This window comes from Ruegeria sp. AB6 (assembly GCF_056542685.1).
In genome coordinates this window covers 38,263-63,713 of record NZ_JBQGAD010000003.1, presented here as the reverse complement: position 1 = coordinate 63,713, position 25,451 = coordinate 38,263, and the positions used below count along the sequence as shown (strand labels likewise).

The following is a 25,451-nucleotide window of genomic DNA, read 5'->3' as shown; positions in this document are numbered from 1 at the left end:
TTCGCAAGCGTTCTGTGGGCGCGGGCTTGCTCTTTGACGCAAGGGCGCTTAGGTCTCAGGCAATCGACCACCCGGAGGCCCCATGCTGTCGTTGATCCAAATTCTGCTGCTGATCCTAGACATTGTCTGGTTCATCATTCTGGCCCATGTGATCATGAGCTGGCTGATCAACTTTCAGGTGCTCAACCTGCATCAGCAGCTGGTGGCGCAAATCTGGTACGGCCTGAACCGCATACTCGAGCCGATCTACGGCCCGATCCGCCGTATCCTGCCCAATATGGGTGGCTTGGACCTGACGCCTCTGGTCGTGCTGGTCGGCGTCTATGCGCTGCGGATCATTCTGATCAACAACATGGTCTATTTCGTCTGACCTCTTGTTCACCGAATCTTAGTATGTGATTGTCCTGTCTTAAGAGCAGATAAACCATAAAACAGGGCAACCCCGCAGATGTTCGACTCCGCGCCTTTGCTGCGAGATGTCTTTGGATTCGACGACTTCCGACCCGGTCAGGAAGAGATCGTCGACGCCGTGACGGCAGGCGAGAACGTGCTGGCCATCATGCCCACGGGTGGCGGTAAATCCCTGTGTTTCCAACTGCCTGCCTTGCTGCGCGACGGGGTGACGGTGGTGATTTCCCCCCTGATCGCCCTGATGCGCGACCAGGTGCGCGGGCTGCAAGAGGCAGGGGTTGAGGCTGGCGCGCTGACATCCGGCAACACCCCCGAAGAAACCGATGCGGTGTGGGAGGCGCTGGAGGCCGGGCGGCTGAAGCTGCTCTACATGGCTCCCGAACGTCTGGCCGCCGGGTCAGCTCTGGGCATGCTGCGCCGGATCAATGTCGGCCTTATTGCGGTGGACGAGGCGCATTGCGTCAGCCAATGGGGCCATGATTTCCGCCCCGACTATCTGCGGATCGGAGAGCTGCGGCGCGCGCTGAACGTTCCCTTGGCGGCCTTTACCGCCACAGCGGATGCGGAAACGCAGGATGAGATTGTCGAGAAACTGTTCGACGGCACCGCACCCCGCAAATTCCTGCGCGGCTTTGACCGACCCAACATCCATCTGGCCTTTGCTGCCAAAGACGGACCACGCAAACAGGTGCTGGATTTCGCCGCCGCGCGCAAAGGGCAATCCGGCATCGTTTATTGCGGCACCCGCAACAAGACCGAGGTGCTGGCGCAGGCCCTACGTGCCGAGGGCCATTCGGCCTGTCACTATCACGGCGGTATGGACCCCGAAGATCGCCGCATTGTCGAAACCCGCTTTGCGCGCGAAGATGGACTGATCGTGGTCGCGACCGTCGCCTTTGGTATGGGCATCGACAAACCCGATATCCGCTGGGTCGCCCACGCGGACCTGCCGAAATCCATAGAAGCCTATTATCAGGAGATCGGGCGCGCCGGACGTGACGGCGACCCTGCGGAAACGCTGACCCTGTTTGGCCCCGATGACATCCGCCTGCGCCGCGCGCAAATTGACGAGGGGCTGGCCCCACCGGAACGCCGCATGGCCGATCATGCCCGTCTGAACGCCTTGCTTGGGTTGGCCGAGGCGCTGGTCTGCCGCCGTCAAACCCTGCTGGGTTACTTCGGTGAACAGGCCGAACCCTGTGGCAAATGCGATCTATGCGATGCCCCGCCCGAGGTATTCGACGGCACCACGCCGGTTCGCATGGCCCTGTCTGCCATCTTGCGCACCGAGGAATGGTTCGGCGCAGGCCATCTGATCGACATCCTGCTGGCCAACGAAACCGACAAGGTCCGCGCGCGGCGGCATGATGCGCTGTCCACATGGGGCATTGGAAAAGACTGGTCCCGCCCGCAATGGCAGGCGATTTTCCGGCAGATGATGGGGCATGATCTGGTGCGCCCAGACCCCGACCGCCATGGCGCGCTGCGCATGACCGAAGCCGCCAAACCGATCCTGAAGGGCAAGGCGCAGATCAACCTGCGCAAGGACTCGATCCGCAAAGCCACCCGCCGCCCTGCCGTCAAGGCGATGGTGGCCGAAGAAGACGCGCCACTGCTGTCCGCGCTCAAGGCCAAACGCCGCGCGCTGGTGGAATCGCAGCGGGTGCCCGCCTACGTCATTTTCCCCGACCGCACCCTGATCGAAATGGCCGAGACCCGCCCCATGACGCTGGACGACATGGCCCGGATCGGCGGCGTCGGTGCAAAAAAGCTAGAACGCTATGGCGACACTTTCCTTGAGGTGATCGCAGGTGAGGCCGCCGCGCTGCACCCTGCCCGGCGCAAACTGGCCGGGCGCGATCAGGGGGACATCTACGACCAGCTTTTGGCCGTTCAGAACGATCTGGCACGCGGGCCTGACGGGATCGACAAACCGCTGACCTGTTCTGCCTCGCAACTGGCCAAGGTCGCGCAATTGCGCCCCGGCGATCAGCGCGGGCTGGAACAAGTGCTGGGCGATCGTCGTCACGAAAGGTTTGGGGCCGCTTTTCTGGACGTCTTGCAACAAGCGGGCTAGATACCCCGAACAGGCAAGCGAAGAGGGCGGATATGCTGGTAGTGATTTCCCCGGCCAAACGGCTGGACTGGGCCGAGCGCGACGTGACGGTCACACAACCGGATTTTCAGGATGACGCGATCCGACTATCGAAAACCGCCCGCAACCTGACGCTGGGCGATCTGAAAAAGCTGATGGACCTGAGCGATGATCTGGCCCGCCTTAACCGCGACCGCTATCGCGCCTTTTCCGATGCGCCCGAGGCCGACCTGATCCGCCCCGCCGCGCTGGCCTTTGCCGGTGACACCTATCAGGGGCTTGAGGCCGCATCTTTGGATGCAGATGAAATGGCATGGGCACAGGATCACCTGCGCATTCTGTCGGGGCTTTACGGCGTGCTGCGTCCGCTGGACGCCATTCAGGCCTATCGGCTTGAGATGGGCAGCAAGCTGAAAACCCGGCGCGGCAAGAACCTGTATGAATACTGGCGCGATCAGCTCAGCAAGGCATTGAACGCGCAAGGCGCGCAGATCGGGTCGGATGTGCTGGTAAATTGCGCCAGCCAGGAATATTTCGGCGCGGTTGATCCCAAGGCACTGAAACTGCGGGTCATCACGCCGGTGTTCATGGAGGACAAGGCAGGCACCCCCAAGATCGTCAGCTTTTTCGCCAAGAAAGCGCGCGGGGCCATGGCGCGCTATGTCATCCAGCGCCGCCTGACCGATCCTGCGGGGCTGTTGGACTTTGACAGCGGTGGGTATGAATACCGCCCCGACCTGTCATCCGAGGACAAACCCGTCTTTGTGCGCCCCTATCAGGCCTGATCCTGCATCGAAGTGTCATAGGCCACCAGCTCGACCGTATTGCCTTCGGGGTCTTCGGTGAAAATACCGCGCCAACCGATCCAGCTGAACTGCTCGACGCGGTAAGGCTGGCCCAACTGGTCATACCAGCGCAGGACGGCCTCTTGCTCCTGAAACGGCAAAGACAAAGCAATGTGATGCAGCGATGACCCGGCCCCGGTCGTGGGGCGGCCTGCACCTGCGGGATGCAAACCGGGGCGCGGAGCGGCCGTGTGGTGGAACAAGGCCAATACCTGCGTGTGGCCGCCAAATCCTGGGCCAATTCGAAAGAATGTGATGGCGCTGTTGTGGTCGCCGCTCAGGCGCTCCAACCCGATGACATCCTCATAGAATGCCACCATTGCGCGCATGTCTGCGCACCGAATGGCAATCTCGCCCAATGCGCGCGGTTGAAATCCACGGTCCGACATGGGTACAACCTAGGTGGGTTCCTTTGCGCTATCAATCACCGGCTGTGCGTCATCAGGCTCATGATTCAAGATCATCTGATGAATTTTCCGCTTTTGCAGCGGCTTGGTCAGGTAATGATCCAACCCCGCAGACAGAATACCCTGATCATCGCCCGCCATCGCATGCGCCGTCAGCGCAACGATTGGCACAGCGCGCCCGGTCTGGATCTCATGCCGCCGAATCTCACCCGTAGCCTGTTTTCCATCCATTCCGGGCATCGAGATATCCATGAAGATCAGGTCGGGGTTAAAATTCATATAAGCCTCAACCGCCTCGGCCCCGTTATTAGCGAAGCGCAGGTCAATGTTCAGCGTCTTGACCATCTTTTGCAGGATCAACTGGTTCGTCCTGTTATCCTCAGCCGCCAAGACGCGCATCAGGCGCTGATCCAAGGTGTCTGTGGCGGGCGCTGGCTCGGTTTCCTGTTGGGCGGGGGCATCCACCTTGTGTTGACCCAATGCAGTCAGGCGCGCGTAAAGCTCGGATCGCGGGATGGGTTTTTGCAAGACCCCTTCGATCAGGTGACGGGCGGGATTGGCATGTATAGTGCCGGGATTGGCAGACATGACCACAATCGGCAACTCGCCCCAGCCCCGTTCCTTCAATGTGGTGGCAAGTTCCAACCCATCCATATCCGGCAGGTCGTGGTCGCACAGCACTAGATCGACCGATGAGTCGATAGCCGCCAACGCCTCACCCCCAGAGGTGCAGACAGTGACCCGAGACCCCAGCCGCCCAAGTTGTTTGGACAAGATCGCGCGGTTGACCGCCAAATCCTCAACCACCAGCACATGGTTGAGCCTGCCTTCAAGATCAGGTGGTTCGGGCTGAGGACCTTCGGCCGTGGGCAGTGATATCCGAAACCCAAAGCACGAACCCTGCCCCGGATCGCTTTCCACCCAGATCGTTCCGCCCATCAACGTGATCAGACGCTTGGTGATAGCCAGACCCAGCCCGGTTCCTTCGAACTGGCGGTTTTTCTCATCTTCGACCTGATTAAACTCTCCAAAGATGTGGTCAATTTTCGCCTGCTCGATCCCGATGCCGGTATCTTCGATTGCCACGTGAATATCGCAGCTTTGCGCCTCGGCATTGGGGACGCCGGTGACGCGGATAAGCACATGGCCATTGGCGGTGAATTTGACAGCGTTGCCCACCAAATTGGTCAGAACTTGCCGCACCCGCCCCGGATCGCCAACAAACAGTGTGGGCAGGAACAAGTCATAGTCGACCAGCAAGGTCAGCCCCTTGTCCCGCACACCCGGTTGCAGCAACATCGCGACCTCAAGGATACAGCGTTCGAAATCGAACTGCTCGGGGTGCAGGACCAGCTTGTCAGCCTCGATCTTCGAATAGTCCAGAACATCGTTGATGATGACCAGCAACGCCTCGCCCGAATTGCGAATTGTGTTGAGGTAGAGCCTTTGTTCCTCATCCAAAGGTGTCTCGTCCAGCAATTCGGTCATGCCGACGATCCCGTTCATTGGGGTTCTGATCTCGTGGCTCATATTCGCCAGAAAGGCCGACTTTGCCCGATTGGCCGCTTCGGCCCGTTCTCGCGCTGATCGCAATTCAGCCTCATGCCGGACTGAAGCCGAAATATTCAGCGCTAGACTAACCACATCGCCGCCGTTGCCACGCTGATCGATGAGTTTGAAATAGTGACCGTTCCATAGACGAATGACTTCGGGTTGCGGGTTGGCTTGCGTCCACCGTACCTTCATTCTTTCTATCCAGTCCGAGGCAGCCTCATCTCCAAGGTCGATCAGACCCTCGGCTGTGAGAATTTCCAGAATACGGGGATAGGCAATGCCCGGCGCCACTTCTTCGATTCCGTCAAAGACGCTCAGATAGGCCGTATTGGCGCCGATCAGACGGTTATTACTGTCAAAAAACGCAAACCCGTCATGGAAGGTTTGAATCGAGTGCCACAGCCGCCGCTCGGCCACTTCAATCTTTGCATTGGCCAGTGTGAGGTCCGATTTGACCTTCTCATTCTCACCGCGGACGGTTTCAACCTCGGCCTGCGTCTCGCCAATTCGTTTGGTCAGAGCTATGGCGTGCAGGCCAAGCTTGCGGTTGGCCGCCGATAACTCGGCCTGTTTCATTTCAAGCAAGCGCTCAGCGGCAAGCCGCGCACGCCGTTCTTGTGCCAGTTTTGTTGCAAGACTCATCGTGGGCGATCCTCGGGCCATTCCGTCCCAGCATCCGGGCAGAGGGTGAAGAACTGCTTAAGCCGTTGCTTGGAAGCCAGGGCTTGTGTCAGACTTTTTGCAAACCGGAGGCTACCTATGACAAATGCACGCTATTTTTCTGCCGTCTGGCTGTTCTGCGCGGCAACGCAGCCCGCTTGGGCCGAATGCGCCACGGATGCGCAGGTTGACCGGTTTGTTCAGGATTATCTTTCCAACACGCCGACTGCGGCTCTGTCCGCCGATGGAACGATGCAAGACGCATTGTGTACGCAGGCCAAAATTTCTACTGCGTTAGAGCCTTATTTGGGCCCAATCATCGGCTACAAAGCGGGTCTGACCAGCAAGCCCGCGCAGAACCGGTTTGGCGCGGATGAACCGGTGCAGGGGGTCTTGTACCGCGACATGATGGTCGCGAATGGCGCGACGGTTCCACTGAACTGGGGCGCACGCCCTGTGTTCGAGGCCGATCTGGTTCTGGTCGTGGGAGATGCTGATATCAACATGGCCACGACGCCGCTGGAGGTGATGCAAAACATATCAGCCATTCGCCCATTTTTGGAACTACCAGACCTGACCCTCGCCGAAGGCGAACCGATCACGCCGATTACGTTGACTGCAATTGGGGTGGCGCCAAAATTGGGTGTTTTAGGGTCTGATATTCCTGTCTCCGACCCTGCCGCGATGTCCCAGGCCCTGTCAGATATGACCGTCACTTTGCGGGCGGCGGATGGGGAGGTATTGGCAGAGGCTCCAGGCGCTGCAGTCATGGGGCACCCAGCCAATGCAGCGTTGTGGCTGATCTCGAAAGGGATCGAGTTTCAACCCGGCCACTTGATTTCGGTCGGCTCTTTCGGCCCGCTGGTCCCACCTGCAAAGGGCAAAGGTGGCGCGTCGGTCAGCTATGACGGGTTGCCCGGTGATCCCACGGTCAGCGTTGTGTTCGACTAATCAGCGCCGTCCTTCGCGCAACCACCCGCCGACGAGAAACCCGCCAACCAGCAAGAGCACCAACCACGGCGGCAACAGCCCAGCCTGTGTTACATCACGCGTTTCATAGGCGTCGCGTGGTGTCAGGCCAATCCACCCCCGTCCCGAGGCCGGTCGTCCGGCCCGCACATTTCGGATCGACGGCAAGCCCTCCTCGACCCGGATGGTGCCACCGCGCAATCCCGCCAGAATAGGGTCCACCACTTCCGAGGTCGCGATCGTGCGCTCGAACTCTTTTGGCGCGGCGGGGCCAAGGCCGATCACCGCCGAGTGCTCGCCCTCCTGCAAACGGTAGAGGCCAATCTCGGGCCCGTAATACTGCGCTTCGAACCGACCGGGTGAGACCTCGTCCAATGTCACCTCAAGCGTTTCGCCGTTGGGAAGCGTGACGGTCACAGGGCCGACCTCATCTTCAAGGGTCTGGCGAATGATGCGCATGATTTGACCGTTGGCTTCGGCCCACAGCGCCTCTTCCTCTAGCTCGGGCTCTTTCATCATCCAATGCGCCAGACGGCGCAGCAGTTCCAATTGCGGTCCGCCGCCTTCGAACCCGCGGCTCCACAGCCACGCGTGATCCGAGGCCAACATCGCCACGCGTCCCTCACCCACACGGTCCAGCACCAGCAAGGGGCGGTCGTCCACGCCGGTCATCAGCATCTCACCCCGGCGCTGGTTCACGTCGATCTGCCGCAGCCATGCGCCCCAGTTTTCAGGATCACCCAGATCGGTCGTCACCGGATGGCGCTGACCCAGATCCGTCACCATAGGGACAAAGCGTTCTTCGATCACCCGTGCAGTTGGCTGCGCCGGAAGGATTGAAGCCAAAGGCGACCGGAAAATACTATCAGCGCTGGCAAAATCCGGCCCCGCCGCGATCAGAACTGCACCACCTTCATTGATGTAGCTACTGACATTGTCCAGATAGATGGCGGGCAGGATTCCGCGCCGTTTGTAGCGATCAAAGATGATCAAGTCGAAATCGTTGATCTTTTCCAAAAACAACTCACGCGTGGGGAAGGCGATCAGCGAGAGCTCATCCACCGGCACGCCGTCCTGTTTCTCGGGTGGGCGCAGGATGGTGAAATGCACCAGATCGACCGAGCTGTCGGATTTCAGCAGGTTTCGCCATGTCCGCCCGCCGGGATGCGGCTCGCCAGAGACCAGCAACACACGTAGGCGATCCCGCACGCCGTTCATCTGGATCAAGGCGGTGTTGTTGCGATCGGTCAGCTCACCTTCGGCCTGCGGAACGGTGAATTGCAGCACATTGCGCCCGCCATGAGGCAGCGTGACGGGCAATTCCACATCTGTGCCAATGGGAATGGTGAATTGCTCGGGCTCGGCCCCGTCGACCGAGATTTCAAGCGGCGCCGTAGTGGCACCGGCAGGGGCAGCGCCGCTATCCTCGACCCGCAGGGTCAGGGTCACGGGCTCGCCGATAATGGCAAAAGCCGGGGCGTTGCGGACAATCAGGCGGCGGTCCCAGTCGCTGGAGCGCCCGGTCTGCAACAGATGCATCGGCGCTGGCAGGTCCGGGGCCTGATCCGCGTCATGCACGATCCCGTCCGAAACGACAACGATACCCGCGATCCGGGCACGGGGTTCTTCGGCCAGCGCCTCATTCAACGCGGCCATAACCTGGGTGCCCTCGTCGCCGTCACCATCGCCGACCTTGATGCGGCGCAGCTCGGTATTGTCGCGGGATTCGATCTCATCCGCCAGGGCATCCGCCGCTTGCGCTGTTTGTTCAGCCCGGTCCGACAAGGTCTGACTGGCGCTTTCGTCTTCGATCATCAGCACGATGTCGGTCAGCGGCGCACGGTCCTCGACCTGATAGACCGGCCCGGACAGCGCCGCGATCACCACCAGCGCCGCCAGCCCACGCAAGGCCCAGCCGGACAGACCACGCCACAGGGCAACAGCCACCCCCGCCAACGCTATCGCACCTACCACTGCCAGAACGGGCCACGGGATCAGCGGATCAAAAAGTACGGTTCCCGTCATTGTCCCAACCTGTCCAGCAGAGCAGGCACATGCACCTGATCCGATTTGTAATTCCCGGTCAGCACATGCATCACCAGATTGACCCCGAAACGATTGGCCAATTCGCGCTGTCGCTCTCCGGCATATCCGCGCCCGACGGGCAGAAGTGCCTGACCATTGCGATCCACCGCCCAGGCTGCTGCCCAGTCATTGCCACCAATCACCACCGGTGTCACATTGTCATTGAGGTTGCGGAAGGGCATCCCCTCGATCTGTTCCGCATCCAGCGGGGCGGCTTCAACCCACACATCCGCTCCGGCATGGCGACCCGGAAAATCCTGCAACAGGTAGAATGTCCGCGTCAGCACATGGTCACGCGGGATCGGCTCTAACGAAGGGATATTCAGCGGCGCGGCCAGTTGCTGTAGCTTGCGTCCATTGGGGCTGGCAGCCCCGAACCGCGCCACGTTGGAATCGCGCGTGTCAAACAGGATCATGCCACCCGAGCGCAGATAGGCGTTCAGCTTGGAATACGCCTCGACCGAGGGTTGCGGTTGATCCGGCGTGATCGGCCAGTAGAGCAGCGGGAAAAACGCCAGTTCATCACGCTCCAGATCAACGCCCACAGGCCCGGCCGGTTCCACCGACGTGCGGTAGAACAGGGTCTGCGCCAACCCGCGCATCCCGGCCTCTGCGATCTCATCCACGTCGGCATTTCCGGTCAGCACATGGGCCAACACCAGTTCAGTCGTTGCGTTCAGGGCAAATTCGGTCTCGTCGGGCGTTTGCGCCTGCACCTCGGGTGCGATCAGCACTGCGCCCAGCGCAATCGCCGCCGCGCGCGCAAGACCAAGCCGCCCCGACAACGCCAACGAGGCGATCACGTCCATGGTCAACAACAGCAGCGCAAGACTGAGCAACATGCCTCCAATCGGGGTTTCAGTGCTGATTTCCTGCCCTTTGATCGGCACATCCGAAGGCCAAGAGACCGGCGTCAGAACGGTATCTTCAGCCAAGACGTTCAACGCCAGCTTCTGTTTGCCGCTTTCATAGAGACCGGGGCGCAAGTCAGGACCGATCGTGCCCGTCACCAGATCAACCCCGTCGACACCGGCAAGATTCCCTGCATCCATCAAACCGCCAAAACCGTCCATGACTTGCACTGGCGCCCAAGTGGTGCCCTGCAACTGAGACTCTTGCCGCGACTTAGCGGCCGAGGCGACAGCCAGGCGATCCAACATTTCGACGAACAAACCGGACAGAGGCAAGCTGGACCATTCCGCATCTGCCGTTACGTGAAACAGCACCACCTGCCCCAGACCCAGCGCTTTGCGCGTGACCAGTGGCGTCCCATCCGAAAGCGATGCAATCACTCGATCCGCCAGATTAGGGTCTGGTTGTGCCATCACCTGCGTCGTAACGGAAACGTCCGACGGCACCCTTAAGCCATAAAAGGGCGAGCCTTCTGGGAAGGGGGCAAGCCCCTTGGCCTCACCCCAGCTCATCGCACCACCGACCGAGCGGCCGCCGCTGCGCAGACGTACCGGCAACAGCGTATCCTCGGCATCGCGGCCCAGATCGCTGGCAGCCATACGCGGTCCGGCAAAGCGCAACAGCAACCCTCCCTGTTCAACCCATTCGACGACCGCCTCTTGCTCGCCCGCAGACAGTTTCGCCACATCGGCCAGCACGATCACATCTGGGTTCGCGGGCAGCACATCCATCAGCCCGCCTTCGACAAAATCCGCCGTGGGGGTCAGAACCTGCGTCAAGTAATGCAGTGGCGACAACAGCTCCAGCCCTTCGCGGTTCAGTGTTCCCGCGATCAGCGCAACCTCGCGCCTGCGCAGGCTGTCATCAGTCAAGGTCATCGCGCCCGCCGAGCGCTGGCCCTGAATTTCAAACCGAGTGATCCGTGCGCGCAGCTCGGACGGCAAGGCCAGTTCGACCTGCGCCTGCGTTTCGCCGCTGGCAAATTCCATCGCCGCGGATTGCAGAACGCGCATCACTCCAGCCGGGTCGCGGCCCTGCGCCAAAACAGTGATCTGCTGGGCTGGGCCAGGTTCGGCCCGCTGGGCTGTCAGTTGGATCAACCCGTCCTGATATGTGGCAGGCAAAAGGGCAACAACCGCTGAGGCCGCCTGATAGACCGTGACCTCACCCCGCCCTTGCAGTGTCGCTAGGATCGTATCCTGGCCATCAAAATCGAGACGATCACTGAACCAATGCGTGTCGAAGCCCCCGTCCAACTGATCCAGCGCAGCCAGAGTCTGTTCTATCTGCACCTCGGTCGGTTGCCAGGGTGTCGGCGCCAGCCCCGGCAACCTGCCGCGCCAGTCTTCGGCGGATTGGAACACCGGTACTTCGGGTTCGGTCAGGCTCAGGATCGCAACGGTGCGCCCAGCGCGTCCGGCCTCGGCCAGTTGCGCGTCAATCTGATCCAGCGTTGCGGACCATCGGGTGGCCCCGGCCCAGCTGGCATCCAGCACCAGCATCAGCGGACCTGACCCCGCTTGATCACGCGAGGGGTTCAGTACCGGCCCTGCAAGTCCGATGATGATCGCCGCCGCCGCCAGCATCCGCAGCAAAAGCAGCCACCACGGCGTGCGGTCCGAGACGCTCTCCTCATCCTTCAGCCCCAGCAACAGAGTCACCGCCGGAAACAGCCGCCGGATCGGCGCGGGCGGCACTGCGCGCAGGATCAGCCACAGGATCGGCAGGGTCAGCAGACCCAGCAACACCCATGGCGCGGTAAAACCGATGCCTGCCAAAATCGTCATACAGACCCCCGATCCAACGCACGATAGAGCCACAACAGAGCTGCCTGCGCGCTGTCACCCGTGTGATGCAGCCCAAGCTGCCAACCGGTCGCGCGGCACAACTGCATCAGCGCATCCTTGCGTTTGGCAAGCCGGTCCAGATAGCGATCGCGCAGCTCTCCGGCCTTCAATGTCTCGTGGCGGGTCGTGCCGCCGACGCTTTCGAAAATGGTCCGGCCACGATAGGGAAAGCTCTCCTCGGTCGGGTCCAGAACCTGCAACAGAACCCCGCGCACGCCCCGGTCGGCAGCCTTGGTCAGGGCCAGTTCGACCTCGTCCATGGGCCCCAGAAAATCGGAAATGAAAACGGCCCGCGCATGCGGGATCATGGCGCGGTGTTCAGGTGGCGCATAATCGGCCTCGGCATCCTCGGACCAGGCTTGCGCCAGCCGCACGATCTGTGCGTTGCCGCGCCGGGGCGGCAGGGTGGTGCCGGTCAGGCCCACGCGTTCTCCGCCTCGCACCAGCAGGATGGCCGTGGCTAGGCCCAGCAAGCGCGACCGGTCGGCCTTGGTGGGATGGTTCTTGTCAGACGCAAACCGCATCGAGGCACCCTGATCGACCCACAGCATTACCGATTGCGCGATCTGCCATTCGCGTTCGCGCACAAATTGCTGATCCCCGCGCGCCGAGCGGCGATGGTCGATCATCCGGCGACTGTCCCCGATCTGGGCCGGGCGGTACTGCCAGAAATCATCACCCAGACCCGAACGCCTGCGTCCGTGATCGCCCAGCAGAACCGTTCCGGCCAGATGTTCGGCCCGCGCCAACAGGGGCGGCAGCCGGGACGCCTCGGCCTCAGATCTTTCACGAAGGGTCAGCGCGGCATTCACGCCGCAGCCTCGGTGCGGATCAACCCGGCAGCGGTGCTTTCGATCAGGTCAGCAAGGCTGTCCCCTCGCGCCCTTGCGGCAAAGTTCAATGCCATCCGGTGGCTGAGGACAGGGCGGGCCATATCCAAGACGTCCTCGGCATTCGGGGCCAGCCGTCCCTGCAACATCGCCCGCGCCCGCACGGTCATCATCAGCGCCTGCGCCGCCCGCGGACCGGGGCCCCATGCAACGGTTTCAACCACACGTTCAGACACGCCCGCCTCATCGGGACGGAAGGCGCGAACCAGATCGAGGATCAGTTCAACCACCGAGTCGCCCACCGGCATGCGTCGCAACAGAACTTGCGCTGCCAGCAGCTCTTCTTTGGTGAAAATCTCATGCGCGTCATCTTCGTCAACGCCCGTGGTGGCCAGCAGAATGTCACGCTCGGTCTGGCGATCAGGGTATTCCACGTCGATCTGCACCAGGAAACGGTCCAACTGCGCCTCGGGTAGCGGATAGGTGCCTTCCTGCTCAATCGGGTTCTGCGTCGCCAACACGTGGAAGGGCGTACCCAGCGAGCGATCCTCGCCCGCCACCGTCACAGTGCGTTCCTGCATCGCTTGCAGCAGCGCCGATTGCGTCCGGGGGCTGGCGCGGTTGATCTCATCCGCCATCAGCAACTGGCAAAAGATCGGGCCCGAAATAAAGCGGAAATGGCGGCTGCCATCTTCGGCGGTATCCAGAACTTCGGACCCCAGAATGTCGGCAGGCATCAGGTCCGGCGTGAACTGGATGCGGTTGCCGTGCAGGCCCATCACGGTCGACAGCGTTTCGACCAGTCGCGTCTTACCCAGACCGGGCAGACCGATCAGCAACGCATGCCCGCCGCACAGCAGCGCGGTCAGGGTCAGGTCCACGACCCTCTCCTGTCCGATAAAGCGACGGGTGATCGAGGACTTGGCCTCTTGCAGTTTGGTTTCCAGCGCTTCGATCTCGGACACGAGGTCGGCAGGTTCGGTCATGACTTTCCCTTCCGTGGACTAATATGGTTGAAGTGTATCGCGCGAAAAGGAAATGGCAAAAGTAATGAGCGGACAAAAACCTGTGACACCTTCCCCTGATGGCATTGCGGCATCAGTCAATGCCGCCAAAACCAAGGGCCTACCCCCGGTTCATCTGTGGAATCCTCCGTTTTGTGGCGATCTGGACATCCATATCGCCAAAGATGGCTCTTGGACTTATCTAGGGTCGCCGATCAACCGGTTCGAGCTTGTGAAGCTATTTTCCTCAATTCTTAAAAAGGAAGACGGGAAATATTACCTCGTTACCCCGGTCGAGAAGGTGGGAATCACTGTCGAGGACGCACCTTTCGTGGCGGTCGATTTCGATGCGACGGGCAAGGGCACGGCGCAGACGCTATGTTTCACCACCCATGTGGGGGATGAAGCCGTCGCAGGGCCCGACCATCCAATCCGCATTGTCATCGACCCCGAATCCGAGGAACCCGCGCCCTACATCCTGATCCGCGCAAATCTCGAGGCGCGGATCGACCGCAAAAGCTTCTACCGGTTGGTCGATATCGCCGAACATAGCGACGGCTGGTTCGGTGTCTGGTCGGGTGGGCAGTTTTTTCCCCTGATCCGGTCCGAGGAGTTGCCGGATTAGACCCGACGCGCCACGCGACGGTCCTGCGCCAACAGCACGGCGATTGCCACGATCCCCGCGCCCAGCGCGCGGGTCCAGTTCCAGTCCTCACCCAGAACCAGCATGATCAACATCACGTAAAACGGCGCAATGTTGATGTGGAATGCGGCCAGCGCCACGCCGATTTTGCCAACGGATGCGATGAAAAAGACCTGACTTAGCCCCATTGAGATCAGCGCATACATCACAAGCATGCCCATCTGTTGCATATCGACCGGCGCTGTCGGTGCAACGCTGACACCCATTTGCGCGGCGCAGAAAAACAGAACCGAGGCCGTTACCAGCCCGCCGACAAAAGTGATCGTGCTGCGCCCTGTCTGGCTGAGCGCCGGGAAATCCCGCGCCGTCGCCATACTGGCCCAGCAAAACAGGGCCGTGGACGCAATGGCGCAGGCCGCACCCAAACCCAATTGCGCCGGGGCCAGCGCGCTGGTTGCAATCAACCCGCCGATGATTGACACGACCACGCCCAGCGCAAAATTCCACCGCAAGCGCCGCGTGCCTGTCGCCAGTTCCAGCAGAGTTGCAAACAAGGGCGCGCCGGACGCAATGATCGCAACCGTCACCGGGTCAGTCAGCTTTTGCGCCAGAATGATCAGGAACATCCCAGATCCCAACGCAGCGCCGACAAACATCGCGTGCCCCCAACGCGCGCGTAACACCCGCGCGGGCCCATCCATCAACACCCAGACCGGCACCATCACCAGCACTGCCAACGCCAACCGCGCCACCAGCAACGTAATCGGAGGCCAAGTTTGCAGCAAAACCTCGGCCGCAGGAAACCCGGCTGCCCATGTCAGCATGGACGCCACTGCCAGGCCATTGCCGGATACAGCCGAGCGGCGCCCCGCAGACACAGAAAGAGTGTTCCCGCGCACGGGGTCAGGGCTCATCGCCATGGTGTCAGACCTTCTGTTGGAACGGTGGCCGAAAATGATCCACCGTGATGGCTGAAGGCTGGCTGATTCGAGCCGATGGTTCTGGCCGGTTTTCGACAAACTGTCGTTTTCAGTCTCTTTCGTTGAAATCGCCCCAAGGCTAAGGTCCGGGCAGCATCACGTGGGACCTCTTATGCCGAAATTCGCCGCCAACATCTCGCTGCTCTTTACCGAGCTGCCCTATCTCGACCGGTTTCAGGCCGCGGCGGAGGCCGGGTTTCAGGCAGTCGAGATCCTGTTTCCCTATGAGCTGGCTGCCAAGGAAACCCGCCGCGCCCTGCTGGCCAACGGGCTGGACCTGGTGCTGATCAACGCCCCTCCGCCCAACTACACCGGTGGCGAGCCAGGCTATGCTGCGGTCCCAGGTGGCGAAGCGCGGTTTCAGTCCGATATCCGCCGCGTCATGCGCTACGCCGATGTTTTGAAACCAGGGCTGATCCATATCATGTCGGGGTATTGCGCGGGACCAGATGCACTAAAAACCATGGTTGAGAACCTGAAATGGGCCGCCGATTTCGCCCCCAAACAGCACTTTACGATCGAGCCGCTGAACCCTGTCTCACAACCCAACTACTTCCTGAACGATTATGATCTGGCTGCCGAAGTTCTGGCCTTGGTGGACCGCCCCAATATCGGCCTGCAATATGACAGCTTCCACGCTCATATGATCCACGGTGACGCGCTGGACGTCTGGCACCGCTTTCACCACATTGTCACCCATGCTCAGATCGGTGCCGCCCCAGACCGGTCCGAGCCCGGACGCGGACCAACAGACTTTGCTGCGCTTTTCGAGGCCTTTGACGAAATGGGCTATTCCGGCTGGGTCAGTGCCGAATATACCCCCTCAACGGCGCAAACTTTCAACAGTCTGGACTGGGTAGAGTTCTGATATCTGGCCTTTTCAAAAAAAATCGCGCAGACATCACCACAATGACTTGAAGGAACTGTGATGATCCCTGCCCGCTTTTCGCGCATTGTGTTCTGTCTGATCATGTCGGGGCTGATGTCCTGCATCGTCACAGGCATTGCCACTGTCAAGGCCATAGGATTTGGGCCTACCACATTCGGCGATTGGATGTCTGCTTGGGGGTTTTGCTGGCCCATCGCCTTTACGGTCATCTTTATCCTGGGACCCACCGTACAACAGTTGGTGAACCGTCTGGTCAAGACGCAGGATTGACCCGCTGCGAAGAGGGCCCGCCGGGCCTGATGAGCAGCGCTTCTTAGTGCGCCTCGGCCCAATTCGCGCCTTGCCCTGCATCCACGCTTAGCTTCACGTCCAGCTTCACCGCGGGGTCCGATGCCCCCTCCATCACATCGCGCGCCACACGAATCACTTGATCCACTGCATCCTCAGCCACTTCGAACAGCAATTCGTCATGCACCTGCAATAGCATCTTGGCAGGCAGCCCGTTGATCGCATCCGGCATCCGCACCATCGCGCGCCGGATCACATCTGCTGCCGTGCCTTGAATCGGCGCGTTTATCGCCGCCCGACGCGAGAACCCGGCATGCGGCCCCTTGGCATTGATCTCAGGCGTATGGATTTTGCGGCCGAACAGCGTCTGCACGTATCCGTTCTCTTTCGCAAAAGCGATGGTGTCGTCCATATATGTCCGTATACCCGGAAAGCGTTCGAAATAGCGGTCAATGAACCCCTGCGCCTCGGACCGAGGAATGCGCAGATTGCGCGCCAGACCAAAGCCCGAAATCCCGTAAATCACACCAAAATTGATCGCCTTAGCCTGGCGGCGGATTTCAGGTGTCATCTCATCCAGCGGCACGTCAAACATCTCGGAGGCGGTCATGGCGTGAATGTCCAACCCATCCGAAAACGCCTGTTTCAGGGTCGAAATGTCAGCGATATGAGCCAGTATCCGCAATTCAATCTGGCTATAGTCGAGGCTAACCATCACATTGCCCGGCTCGGCAATAAACGCCTCACGAATGCGACGCCCTTCTTCGGTGCGCACCGGGATGTTCTGCAGGTTCGGATCGGTCGAGGCCAGACGCCCGGTATTCGCCCCCGTGATCGAATAAGATGTATGCACCCGGCCTGAATCCGGGTTGATATGGGTTTGCAGCGCGTCCGTATAGGTCGATTTCAGCTTGGAAAGCTGCCGCCAGTCCAACACCCGGCGGGGCAGTTCGTGTTCGGTGGCGAGGTCTTCCAGAATGTCCGCCCCGGTCGAATACTTCCCGGTCTTGCCCTTCTTACCGCCCTCAAGTCCCATCTTGTCGAACAGAATCTCACCCAGTTGCGCGGGCGATCCCACATTGAAATTCTCACCGGCCAATTCGTGAATTTCAGCCTCTAACCCGGCCATTTTTTGCGCGAAGGCGTTGGACATGCGGCTCAGGACATCGCGGTCCACCTTGATGCCGTGCATCTCCATTTCCTTGAGGACCGGCACCAGAGGCCGCTCCAGCGTCTCATACACCGTCGTTACCTGCACATGATGCAGTTGTGGCTTGAACAGTTTCCAGAGGCGCAGCGTGATATCCGCATCTTCAGCGGCATAGGCAGTGGCCTCGTCAATCGGCACCTTGTCGAAAGTGATTGCGGATTTGCCGGACCCCAGCAGCGGTTTGATCGGAATGGGCGTGTGGTTCAGGTAACGCTCGGACAGCGTATCCATCCCATGCCCGTGCTCACCACCATGCATCGCATAAGACATCAGCATCGTGTCGTCGATCGGCGCCACTTCTACGCCATAACGCGCGAAAATCTTGGCGTCGTATTTCATGTTCTGGCCGATTTTCAGGATCGAGGCGTCCTGAAGCATCGGTTTGAGCAAAGTTAGAGCCTCATCCAGCTGCATCTGCCCCTCGGCCAGCGCGTCTGAGCCGAACAAGTCATCCGATGCCCCATCGCGGTGAGTCAGCGGGATGTAACAGGCCGAACCCGCCTCAACACTCAGCGAAATACCCACCAGATCAGCGATCATTTCGTTCAATCCGGTGGTTTCGGTATCGACGGCCACCCAGCCGGTTTCATAGGCCCGGTCGATCCACGCCTGCAACGCCGCCGCATCCCGCAAGCATTCATATTTCGAGGCGTCAAAGGGGATATCCTCGGCCTCAGAGGCCACTTCGGGCGCGGGCGCGCCGGCGATCACCGGAGCCTCGGCCCCCAGCTTGTCGGCAATGCGCTTGGTGAGGGTGCGGAACTCCATATCCGCGAGGAACCCCAGCAGGGTCTCTGGATCAGGATCGCGCACTTCCAAATCGTCCAGCGTGAAGTCCAGAGGCGTCTGTTCATCCAGCTGCACCAGCTTCTTCGACAACTCGATCTGGTCGCGCTTTTCGATCAGAGTCTGGCGGCGTTTGGGCTGTTTGATTTCTTCGGCGCGATCCAACAGGGTTTCCAGATCGCCGTATTCATTGATCAACAGGGCCGCCGTTTTCACCCCAATCCCCGGCGCACCGGGCACGTTATCTACGGAATCCCCCGCAAGCGCCTGGACATCGACCACCCGTTCGGGACCCACGCCAAATTTCTCGAACACGCCGTCGCGGTCGATGCGCTTGTTTTTCATGGCGTCCAGCATTTCCACGCCGCCGCCCACCAGCTGCATCAGGTCTTTGTCCGAGCTAACGATGGTCACCCGCCCCCCGGCCTCGCGCGCCTGAACGGCCAATGTGGCGATGATGTCGTCGGCCTCATACCCCTCCAACTCCTTGCAGGCGATGTTGAAGGCGCGAGTGGCTTCACGGGTCAGAGGCATCTGCGGACGCAAATCCTCAGGCATGGCCTCGCGGTTGGCCTTGTAGAGGTCATAGAGGTCGTTGCGGAACGTGTGCGAGCCCTTGTCAAAGATCACCGCCACGTGGGTCGGCGCATCCGGTCCCGCGTTCCCTTCGACATATTTCTGCAGCATGTTGCAGAAGCCCGATACAGCGCCGATGGGCAGCCCATCGGATTTGCGCGTCAGCGGGGGAAGCGCGTGATAGGCCCGAAAAATAAAGGCTGATCCGTCGATCAGATGCAGATGACACCCTTTTCCGAAATTGCTCATGCGCGCTCTCCCTGTCGGTCAGGGATCGTTCTGCCACAGGGGCAGACGGGTGACCAGTCAGGAACGTGCCCTAACCCCCAAAGAGGCCGCTGAAAAAGTCCGAAAAACTATGCACCAGGGCCATTATGACCAGCACACCGAGGAACGCAAAAAACGCAAAGGCGAAAAACTGAAACAGAATGGCACCAACACCGATAACCATTCCGGCAATGGCCGGGCGACGCCTTTCGTGACGCAGAAGGCCAATGACCGAAACAACAATCGCCAGCCCGCCAAGCATCGCCACACCGATTTGCAAAAAATCATCCAGATCGCGGGTTCGGGCCACAGGTTCGGGTTGCTCTGCCCCCGTAGCGGCACGCAGGGTCGATTTCCCGATCTCGGCCGCCAGTTCGCCAAGCGTGACGCCTGTAGATTGCTGAGGCGCAAACGGTCCCGCCCAAAACACAAACAAGGCGGCGAACAACGCCAAAGCAGCGAAACAGAATCCGACCCAGCCAAAAACCGGGCTTGCGCTGTCCGTTTGAGTAATCTCAGTCATCACACTCACCTAAGACGAATGCGGCACAGCGTATCACGCAAATATGGGCGCGTTTTGGGAAAAAATGACTATTGGAGCAGTTGAAGCCGATTTGTGTTTAAAAAAACATAGATGCACAAGACACCCGCTCAGGATAAATCACGCGATACTGAAGGCGCGGTTCGTCTTGTCCCAGTTCATCCCGGATTGCTGCGCAATGTGCTGCATCTGCTTGTTCAATGACCGATCATTCAGCCTGCGACTTAACGAGCGTAACGGCACAAGGTTTCGTTCCCCGTACCCATCGATCAGAAAGAACATACTTATGTCGTCACGCAATCCATAGACGATGTTTTTCCCATGGATGTCCCGACCCACAATTTGGAACTCAAAAAGCTTTCGGACAAAGATGTTCAGATCATCCAATGTCTCAGCCGTCATCTCCTGCCGCGCGCACATCGACAGCAAGTCCTGCGCTAATGCGCCATCTTCGGTGCTGATCCTCTCGACCACGACGCCGGGCCCGACATCTGTCTGCACGACACCAAAGGACCGCGCCAGTGGCAGTCTGGAAATGTCCAGACCACTTTTCAGCGCCGCCTTCATCTCGCACTCCAGCTCTTTCAAGGCGTTTCGGAATGCTGAATCGGGCAGCAGACGACGCACAGCGCGTTTCATGATGGATCTGTTGCGGCGGATTCTGGGACGCGTCACTTTGACCAGCAACTCTGGCTGGTTGGGGCAGGCATAAACGTTCCGGTGGCCGCCCTTGGCCACAATATCCCGGTCTGAAAGGTGCATGACCTGCACGGAAAAGAGCATCTTCGCGCCCTGGAATCATAAAGCTATTTCGTCAGGATATAGAGTCTTCACTCGGGCGGAAATAGGACGCGTAACAGTTTTGTGACGGGCCTACTGATCCTGATCCGCCAGCACATATTTGCAATCGCAATAGGGGCACTCAACCCAGCCGGTATCCTCGGGGATCTGCAGCCAGACCCGCGGATGGCCCAGCGCACCCTCGCCGCCGTCGCAGGCAACACGAGAGGTTTCGACGATCTTGGTTTCCGGCGCTTCGATGGTCACGGCTGGCGATCCTTCTTCGGTTGTCGGCCTCGCGGGCATGGTTTAGGTGCGTTTATGAGCGATGAGCAAACCGGGGGCAAGAGCCACATGAGCGATGCGGCAATCAGGATCGAAGGGCTGCGCAAGACCTATCGTGGCGGTAAGGGCCAGCCTGAAAAGCACGCGCTGAAGGGCATCGATCTGACCGTCCCGCGCGGCTCGGTCTTTGGGCTGTTGGGGCCGAACGGGGCCGGGAAATCGACTCTGATCAACATTCTGGCCGGTCTGGTGGTGAAATCGGCGGGTTCAGTGTCGATTTGGGGGTTTGATCAGGACCAACACCCCCGTCAGTCCCGCGCTGCCATTGGCGTGATGCCGCAAGAGCTGAACCTAGACCCGTTCTTCACCCCGCGCGGCGCATTGGAGGTGCAGGCCGGGCTTTATGGCGTACCCAAGTCGCAGCGTCGCAGCGATGAAATTCTCGAACTTGTGGGCCTCAGCGACAAGGCCGAGGCCTATGCCCGCACGCTATCGGGCGGCATGCGACGACGGCTTTTGCTGGCCAAGGCACTGGTGCACCACCCCAAGATTCTGGTTCTGGATGAACCCACGGCAGGCGTGGATATCGAACTGCGCCAGATGCTCTGGACCAATGTACGCAAGCTGAACGAACAGGGCATGACGATCATCTTGACCACGCATTATCTGGAAGAAGCGCAAGAGATGTGTGACGAGATCGCCATCATCAACCACGGCGAAAAGATAGCGCAGGACAGTACCGCCAACCTGCTGGGTCGGATGGACAGCCGGACGATGGTGATCCTTCCCGACAGCCCGGTCGTGGATCTGCCCACGACTGATGGTGTCGAAGCCGCTTTGCGCGATGATGGCAGCCTTGTCCTGCAATATCGCAGCGCCCAGACCAGCGCTGAACAGGTGCTTGAGGCCGTGCGCGCCGCAGGCATCCGCATCCGCGACGTGCGCACCGAAGAGGCCGATCTCGAGGATGTGTTCCTCGCCCTGACCTCATCCCGTGCCGATGATGGCCCAGCGGATGATCTGGATCAGCCGCGCCGGGGGATGCACCGGGTCAAGCTTTAAGACCGGTCGATTCGCGCCTGATAGCAGTTGTTTCGGGCGGATCGCACGTGGACATAGGCGATGTCCGCACGGGCAAAGATGTCCTTTACCGCCGCACCAATCTGATCTGTCGGGGCGATCGCCCCGGTGTCATAGACGATCCGGTCATCCAATCCATACCCCTTGATCAGATAGTCCGGAGAGGTGGTCAAAATCTCGGGCAGCTCCGTGCCCTCATATCGCTTACACGGGCTGGCACATAGAAAGATCGGACCCGTTTCCGCGTAAGGTTGTGCCTCTGGAAAAGGGCGATGCGCCAATATCAGCATTTCTTGGCCTTCTGGTATGTTTTGTAGGCAATGTCGGCAGGGATTGCCCGCACCTTTGGAAACGGCGCGCTCGGGTGAGGCGCCATATGCGTCCGGCCCTCCGGCCTGAAGCGCGCGGACTTGATGGGTGGGAAGGGCAGTGATCTTGAACATCTCGGGTCTCCTTTTTCTGCCAACTTGCCCAGAGGGGAAACTGCAATCGACCCGTTTCCTGCGCAAAGGACTCGAAAAAGAACAAAAGGTGAATATAATATGGAATCGCCATGTATGCCGAGCTGTCAATCACGTCGAATTTCACCTTTCTCACCGGGGCCTCGCACCCCGAGGAGTATATGCAGCGTGCCGTCACCCTTGGCCTGCCCGCCATCGCGATTGCCGATGACAACTCGGTCGCCGGGATCGTGCGTGCCCACACCCAGGCGCGCGAGATCGCCCGAAAGGTGCGCGAACGTGTGGAATGGGAAGGGCAGAACACGCCCATCGGCCCGCCCTGCCCCGATCACATTCCCAAACCGCCCTCCTACCCGATCCACGCCGTGCCACGCCTGATCCCTGCGGCACGGCTGATCTTCACCGACGCGCCCACCGTCACCGCCCTGCCCCTGAACCGGCAGGGCTGGGGCAACCTGTGCCGTATCCTGTCCGCAGGCCGCCTGCGCGCCGAGAAAGGCGACTGTATCCTGCACCTGTCCGACCTGATGGAATTCTCCGACGGTCTGCACCTGCTGCTCTGGCCACAAGCGACCCGGCCGCAGGGCGGCGCGAGTGCTTGGCGGACACAGGCGCAAAAGCTGACGCGCCGCTTTTCCGGGCGGATGCATCTGGTGATGCACCCCAGATATGATGGCGCAGACAGTGAGTATTTCTCTGTATTAGAGACTGAATCACAACAACTCAACCTCCCCACCCTCGCCAGCGCTGCGCCGATAATGCACCATGGTACCCGTCGCAAGCTGGGTGATGTACTGACCGCCATCCGCCTGCGTCGTAAGGTCGATGATCTGGGCCGCGATGCGCTGGCCAATGGGGAACTGCGCCTGCGCTCGGAATCTGAGATGTTGCGCATCTTCAAAGGACACGAAGGGGCCGTCGCCCGCGCTCATGCTCTTAGTAAAGACCTCACCTTCTCGCTCGATGAGCTGCGCTATGAATACCCAAGCGAGGGCGACGAACAGGAAACCCCGACCCAGCGCCTGCACCGTCTGGCCCATGAGGGGTTGAACTGGCGTTATCCGGCGGGCGCGTCCGAGAAGGCCAAGAAAATGCTGGCGCATGAACTGACCCTGATCGGCAAGCTGAAATATGAACCCTATTTCCTGACCGTCCGTGACATCGTCACCTTCGCCCGATCCCGCGATATCCTGTGTCAGGGGCGCGGCTCGGCGGCCAATTCGGTGGTCTGCTACTGCCTTGGCATCACCGAGGTCAGTCCAGAACTGGGCACGATGGTCTTTGAACGCTTTGTGTCCGAGGCGCGGGACGAGCCGCCCGATATCGATGTCGATTTCGAACATGAACGCCGCGAAGAGGTGATCCAGCACATCTATGACCGCTATGGCCGGGAACGCGCGGGCCTCTGCGCCACGGTCGTACATTATCGCGGCAAACGCGCCATCCGCGAGGTGGGGCGAGCGATGGGGTTGACCGAGGATACGATCTCGGCGCTCTCGTCACAGCTATGGGGATTCTTCTCGGCCAAAGGTCTTGAAGCCGAACGCATGCGCGAGATTGGCCTTGATCCCGACGATAAACGCCTAAAACAGACTCTAATGCTGGTCTACGAGATTGACGGCTTCCCCCGTCATCTGTCTCAGCATGTGGGTGGGTTCATCATCACCGAAGGGCGGCTGGACGAACTTGTCCCCATCGAAAACGCCACGATGGAGGATCGTACGGTTATCTGCTGGGATAAGGATGACATCGATTCCTTAGGTATTCTAAAAGTCGATGTGCTCAGCCTCGGGATGCTGACCTGTATCCGCAAGGCGTTCGATCTGATCAGCCAGCACCACCAGACGGGCTATAGCCTCGCCACCCTGCCGCCCGAGGATCCGGCGGTGTATGACATGCTGTGCAAGGCGGACAGCGTCGGCGTGTTTCAGGTGGAATCGCGGGCTCAGATGAACTTTCTGCCCCGCATGCGACCGCGCAATTTCTATGATCTGGTGATCGAGGTCGCCATCATCCGCCCCGGCCCCATTCAGGGCGACATGGTCCACCCCTATATCCGCCGCCGCAATGGCGAGGAGGAGGTCAGCTTCCCCTCGGACGCGTTGGGCGAGGTGCTGGGTAAAACGCTGGGCGTGCCGCTGTTTCAAGAACAGGCGATGCAGATCGCCATTGTCGGCGCAGGCTTTACACCGGAACAGGCGGACCGGCTACGGCGATCGCTGGCAACCTTCAAGAAACACGGCAATGTCAGCGAATTCCGCGCGCTGTTCCTGCGCGGCATGAAGCGCAACGGCTATGATGACGAATTTGCCGAGCGCTGCTTTTCACAGATCGAAGGGTTTGGCTCATACGGTTTCCCCGAAAGCCACGCGGCCAGCTTTGCACTGCTGGTCTATGCCAGCGCCTGGATCAAATGCCACCATCCCGGTATTTTCGCCTGCGCCCTGCTGAATTCACAGCCGATGGGGTTCTATGCCCCTGCCCAGATCGTGCGCGATGCGCGGGAACATGGGGTGCAGGTGTACCCGGTCTGCATCAATGCCAGCTTCTGGGACAATGTGATGGAACCCGACGGTCACGGCGGGTTGGCCCTGCGGCTGGGGTTCCGTCAGATCAAAGGCCTGAGCGAGGAAGATGCCAGCTGGCTGACCGCCGCGCGGGGCAATGGCTACCATCAGGTGGATGACGTCTGGCGACGCGCCGGGCTTGGTCCCTCGGTGATCGAGCGGCTAGCTGAGGCCGATGCCTTCTCCGCCTGCGATCTGACAAGGCGCGAGGCGTTGTGGCAGGCCAAAGCGATTGCCACCGCCAAGCCCCTGCCCCTGTTCTCGCAGGACCTGGAAGGCGAGGCGCTGGACGAGCCCGAAGCCTATCTGCCGCAGATGACGCTGGGCGAGCAGGTGGTCGAAGATTACGTGGCCACCCGCCTCAGCCTCAAGGCGCATCCGGTGGCTCTGATACGGCATCTGCTGACGCCAGAGCCGCGCGACAAAACCACACCTGTTGCGTGACGTCTGAACCGGGTATCCGCCCGGAACAGAGTCGA

Annotated in this window: 21 protein-coding genes; 9 read left to right on the top strand and 12 right to left on the bottom strand. The window is 60.3% G+C overall.

The window, feature by feature from the left end; all coding sequences use genetic code 11:
* The first annotated feature begins 82 nt into the window (after nucleotides 1-82).
* The 3 genes from ACR0DB_RS08235 (at nucleotide 83) to yaaA (ending at nucleotide 3,291) form a co-directional block, all read left to right on the top strand.
* The gene (locus tag ACR0DB_RS08235) at nucleotides 83-370 is read left to right on the top strand and encodes a YggT family protein (RefSeq protein WP_480550054.1); all 288 of its coding nucleotides are present in this window, start codon (nucleotides 83-85) and stop codon (nucleotides 368-370) included.
* Between the two features lie 78 nt (nucleotides 371-448).
* Nucleotides 449-2,488, top strand: a complete 2,040-nt coding sequence (gene recQ, locus ACR0DB_RS08230) for a DNA helicase RecQ (protein WP_480550052.1) — start codon at nucleotides 449-451, stop codon at nucleotides 2,486-2,488.
* Nucleotides 2,489-2,520: 32 nt separating this feature from the next.
* Complete coding sequence (gene yaaA, locus ACR0DB_RS08225; RefSeq protein ID WP_480550050.1) at nucleotides 2,521-3,291, top strand: peroxide stress protein YaaA; 771 nt, start codon at nucleotides 2,521-2,523, stop codon at nucleotides 3,289-3,291.
* Here the strand turns inward: yaaA and ACR0DB_RS08220 are convergent.
* Nucleotides 3,282-3,740, bottom strand: a complete 459-nt coding sequence (locus ACR0DB_RS08220) for a VOC family protein (RefSeq protein ID WP_170785263.1) — start codon at nucleotides 3,738-3,740, stop codon at nucleotides 3,282-3,284. The two genes, yaaA and ACR0DB_RS08220, sit on opposite strands and share 10 nt — an antisense overlap.
* A gap of 9 nt (nucleotides 3,741-3,749) precedes the next feature.
* Nucleotides 3,750-5,954 carry a response regulator gene (locus tag ACR0DB_RS08215; protein ID WP_480550048.1) on the bottom strand — a complete coding sequence of 735 codons (2,205 nt, stop codon included), beginning with the start codon at nucleotides 5,952-5,954 and terminating at the stop codon, nucleotides 3,750-3,752.
* Nucleotides 5,955-6,071: 117 nt separating this feature from the next.
* On the opposite strand from ACR0DB_RS08215, the gene ACR0DB_RS08210 reads away from it, so the two are divergent.
* A complete protein-coding gene (locus tag ACR0DB_RS08210; RefSeq protein WP_480550047.1) occupies nucleotides 6,072-6,923 on the top strand; it encodes a 2-keto-4-pentenoate hydratase in 852 nt (283 codons plus the stop codon).
* Here ACR0DB_RS08210 and ACR0DB_RS08205 read toward each other — a convergent pair whose 3' ends face one another.
* Genes ACR0DB_RS08205 through ACR0DB_RS08190 form a run of 4 tightly spaced genes read right to left on the bottom strand, consistent with a single transcriptional unit; the run spans nucleotide 6,924 to nucleotide 13,601 of the window.
* Nucleotides 6,924-8,966 (bottom strand): hypothetical protein, encoded by a 2,043-nt coding sequence (locus ACR0DB_RS08205; protein ID WP_480550045.1) that lies wholly within the window; start codon nucleotides 8,964-8,966, stop codon nucleotides 6,924-6,926.
* A complete protein-coding gene (locus tag ACR0DB_RS08200) occupies nucleotides 8,963-11,725 on the bottom strand; it encodes a DUF4159 domain-containing protein (protein ID WP_480550043.1) in 2,763 nt (920 codons plus the stop codon). The genes ACR0DB_RS08205 and ACR0DB_RS08200 overlap by 4 nt, the downstream gene beginning before the upstream one ends.
* Nucleotides 11,722-12,597 (bottom strand): DUF58 domain-containing protein, encoded by an 876-nt coding sequence (locus ACR0DB_RS08195; protein WP_480550041.1) that lies wholly within the window; start codon nucleotides 12,595-12,597, stop codon nucleotides 11,722-11,724. Before ACR0DB_RS08195 ends, ACR0DB_RS08200 begins: the two co-directional genes overlap by 4 nt.
* Nucleotides 12,594-13,601 (bottom strand): AAA family ATPase, encoded by a 1,008-nt coding sequence (locus tag ACR0DB_RS08190; protein ID WP_480550039.1) that lies wholly within the window; start codon nucleotides 13,599-13,601, stop codon nucleotides 12,594-12,596. The genes ACR0DB_RS08195 and ACR0DB_RS08190 overlap by 4 nt, the downstream gene beginning before the upstream one ends.
* Nucleotides 13,602-13,665: 64 nt before the next feature.
* Here ACR0DB_RS08190 and ACR0DB_RS08185 point away from each other — a divergent pair, with 64 nt between their 5' ends.
* Complete coding sequence (locus ACR0DB_RS08185; protein WP_170785275.1) at nucleotides 13,666-14,244, top strand: DUF1285 domain-containing protein; 579 nt, start codon at nucleotides 13,666-13,668, stop codon at nucleotides 14,242-14,244.
* Here ACR0DB_RS08185 and ACR0DB_RS08180 read toward each other — a convergent pair.
* Entirely contained in the window at nucleotides 14,241-15,182 is a 942-nt protein-coding gene (locus tag ACR0DB_RS08180; RefSeq protein WP_237215817.1) for a DMT family transporter, read from the bottom strand. The genes ACR0DB_RS08185 and ACR0DB_RS08180 overlap by 4 nt on opposite strands.
* 172 nt (nucleotides 15,183-15,354) lie before the next feature.
* On the opposite strand from ACR0DB_RS08180, the gene ACR0DB_RS08175 reads away from it, so the two are divergent.
* A complete protein-coding gene (locus ACR0DB_RS08175) occupies nucleotides 15,355-16,110 on the top strand; it encodes a hydroxypyruvate isomerase family protein (RefSeq protein ID WP_480550036.1) in 756 nt (251 codons plus the stop codon).
* 60 nt (nucleotides 16,111-16,170) lie between these two features.
* Entirely contained in the window at nucleotides 16,171-16,401 is a 231-nt protein-coding gene (locus ACR0DB_RS08170) for a DUF2798 domain-containing protein (RefSeq protein WP_170789490.1), read from the top strand.
* A 43-nt stretch (nucleotides 16,402-16,444) separates the two neighbouring features.
* On the opposite strand, the gene polA is transcribed toward ACR0DB_RS08170, so the two are convergent.
* The 4 genes from polA to ACR0DB_RS08150 form a co-directional block, all read right to left on the bottom strand.
* The gene (polA, locus tag ACR0DB_RS08165; RefSeq protein ID WP_480550034.1) at nucleotides 16,445-19,240 is read right to left on the bottom strand and encodes a DNA polymerase I; all 2,796 of its coding nucleotides are present in this window, start codon (nucleotides 19,238-19,240) and stop codon (nucleotides 16,445-16,447) included.
* Nucleotides 19,241-19,310: 70 nt separating this feature from the next.
* Nucleotides 19,311-19,781: a hypothetical protein gene (locus ACR0DB_RS08160; protein WP_170772976.1), complete on the bottom strand. Its 471-nt coding sequence runs from the start codon at nucleotides 19,779-19,781 to the stop codon at nucleotides 19,311-19,313.
* Nucleotides 19,782-19,919: 138 nt separating this feature from the next.
* Complete coding sequence (locus ACR0DB_RS08155) at nucleotides 19,920-20,582, bottom strand: YrbL family protein (RefSeq protein ID WP_480550031.1); 663 nt, start codon at nucleotides 20,580-20,582, stop codon at nucleotides 19,920-19,922.
* A 90-nt stretch (nucleotides 20,583-20,672) separates the two neighbouring features.
* Nucleotides 20,673-20,846, bottom strand: a complete 174-nt coding sequence (locus ACR0DB_RS08150) for a zinc-finger domain-containing protein (RefSeq protein WP_170772979.1) — start codon at nucleotides 20,844-20,846, stop codon at nucleotides 20,673-20,675.
* Between the two features lie 87 nt (nucleotides 20,847-20,933).
* On the opposite strand from ACR0DB_RS08150, the gene ACR0DB_RS08145 reads away from it, so the two are divergent.
* A complete protein-coding gene (locus tag ACR0DB_RS08145; protein WP_480550520.1) occupies nucleotides 20,934-21,926 on the top strand; it encodes an ABC transporter ATP-binding protein in 993 nt (330 codons plus the stop codon).
* Here ACR0DB_RS08145 and ACR0DB_RS08140 read toward each other — a convergent pair.
* Nucleotides 21,923-22,387, bottom strand: a complete 465-nt coding sequence (locus ACR0DB_RS08140) for a DUF1203 domain-containing protein (protein WP_480550030.1) — start codon at nucleotides 22,385-22,387, stop codon at nucleotides 21,923-21,925. The genes ACR0DB_RS08145 and ACR0DB_RS08140 overlap by 4 nt on opposite strands.
* A gap of 110 nt (nucleotides 22,388-22,497) precedes the next feature.
* On the opposite strand from ACR0DB_RS08140, the gene ACR0DB_RS08135 reads away from it, so the two are divergent.
* Complete coding sequence (locus ACR0DB_RS08135) at nucleotides 22,498-25,416, top strand: error-prone DNA polymerase (RefSeq protein WP_480550028.1); 2,919 nt, start codon at nucleotides 22,498-22,500, stop codon at nucleotides 25,414-25,416.
* Nucleotides 25,417-25,451: the final 35 nt, after the last annotated feature.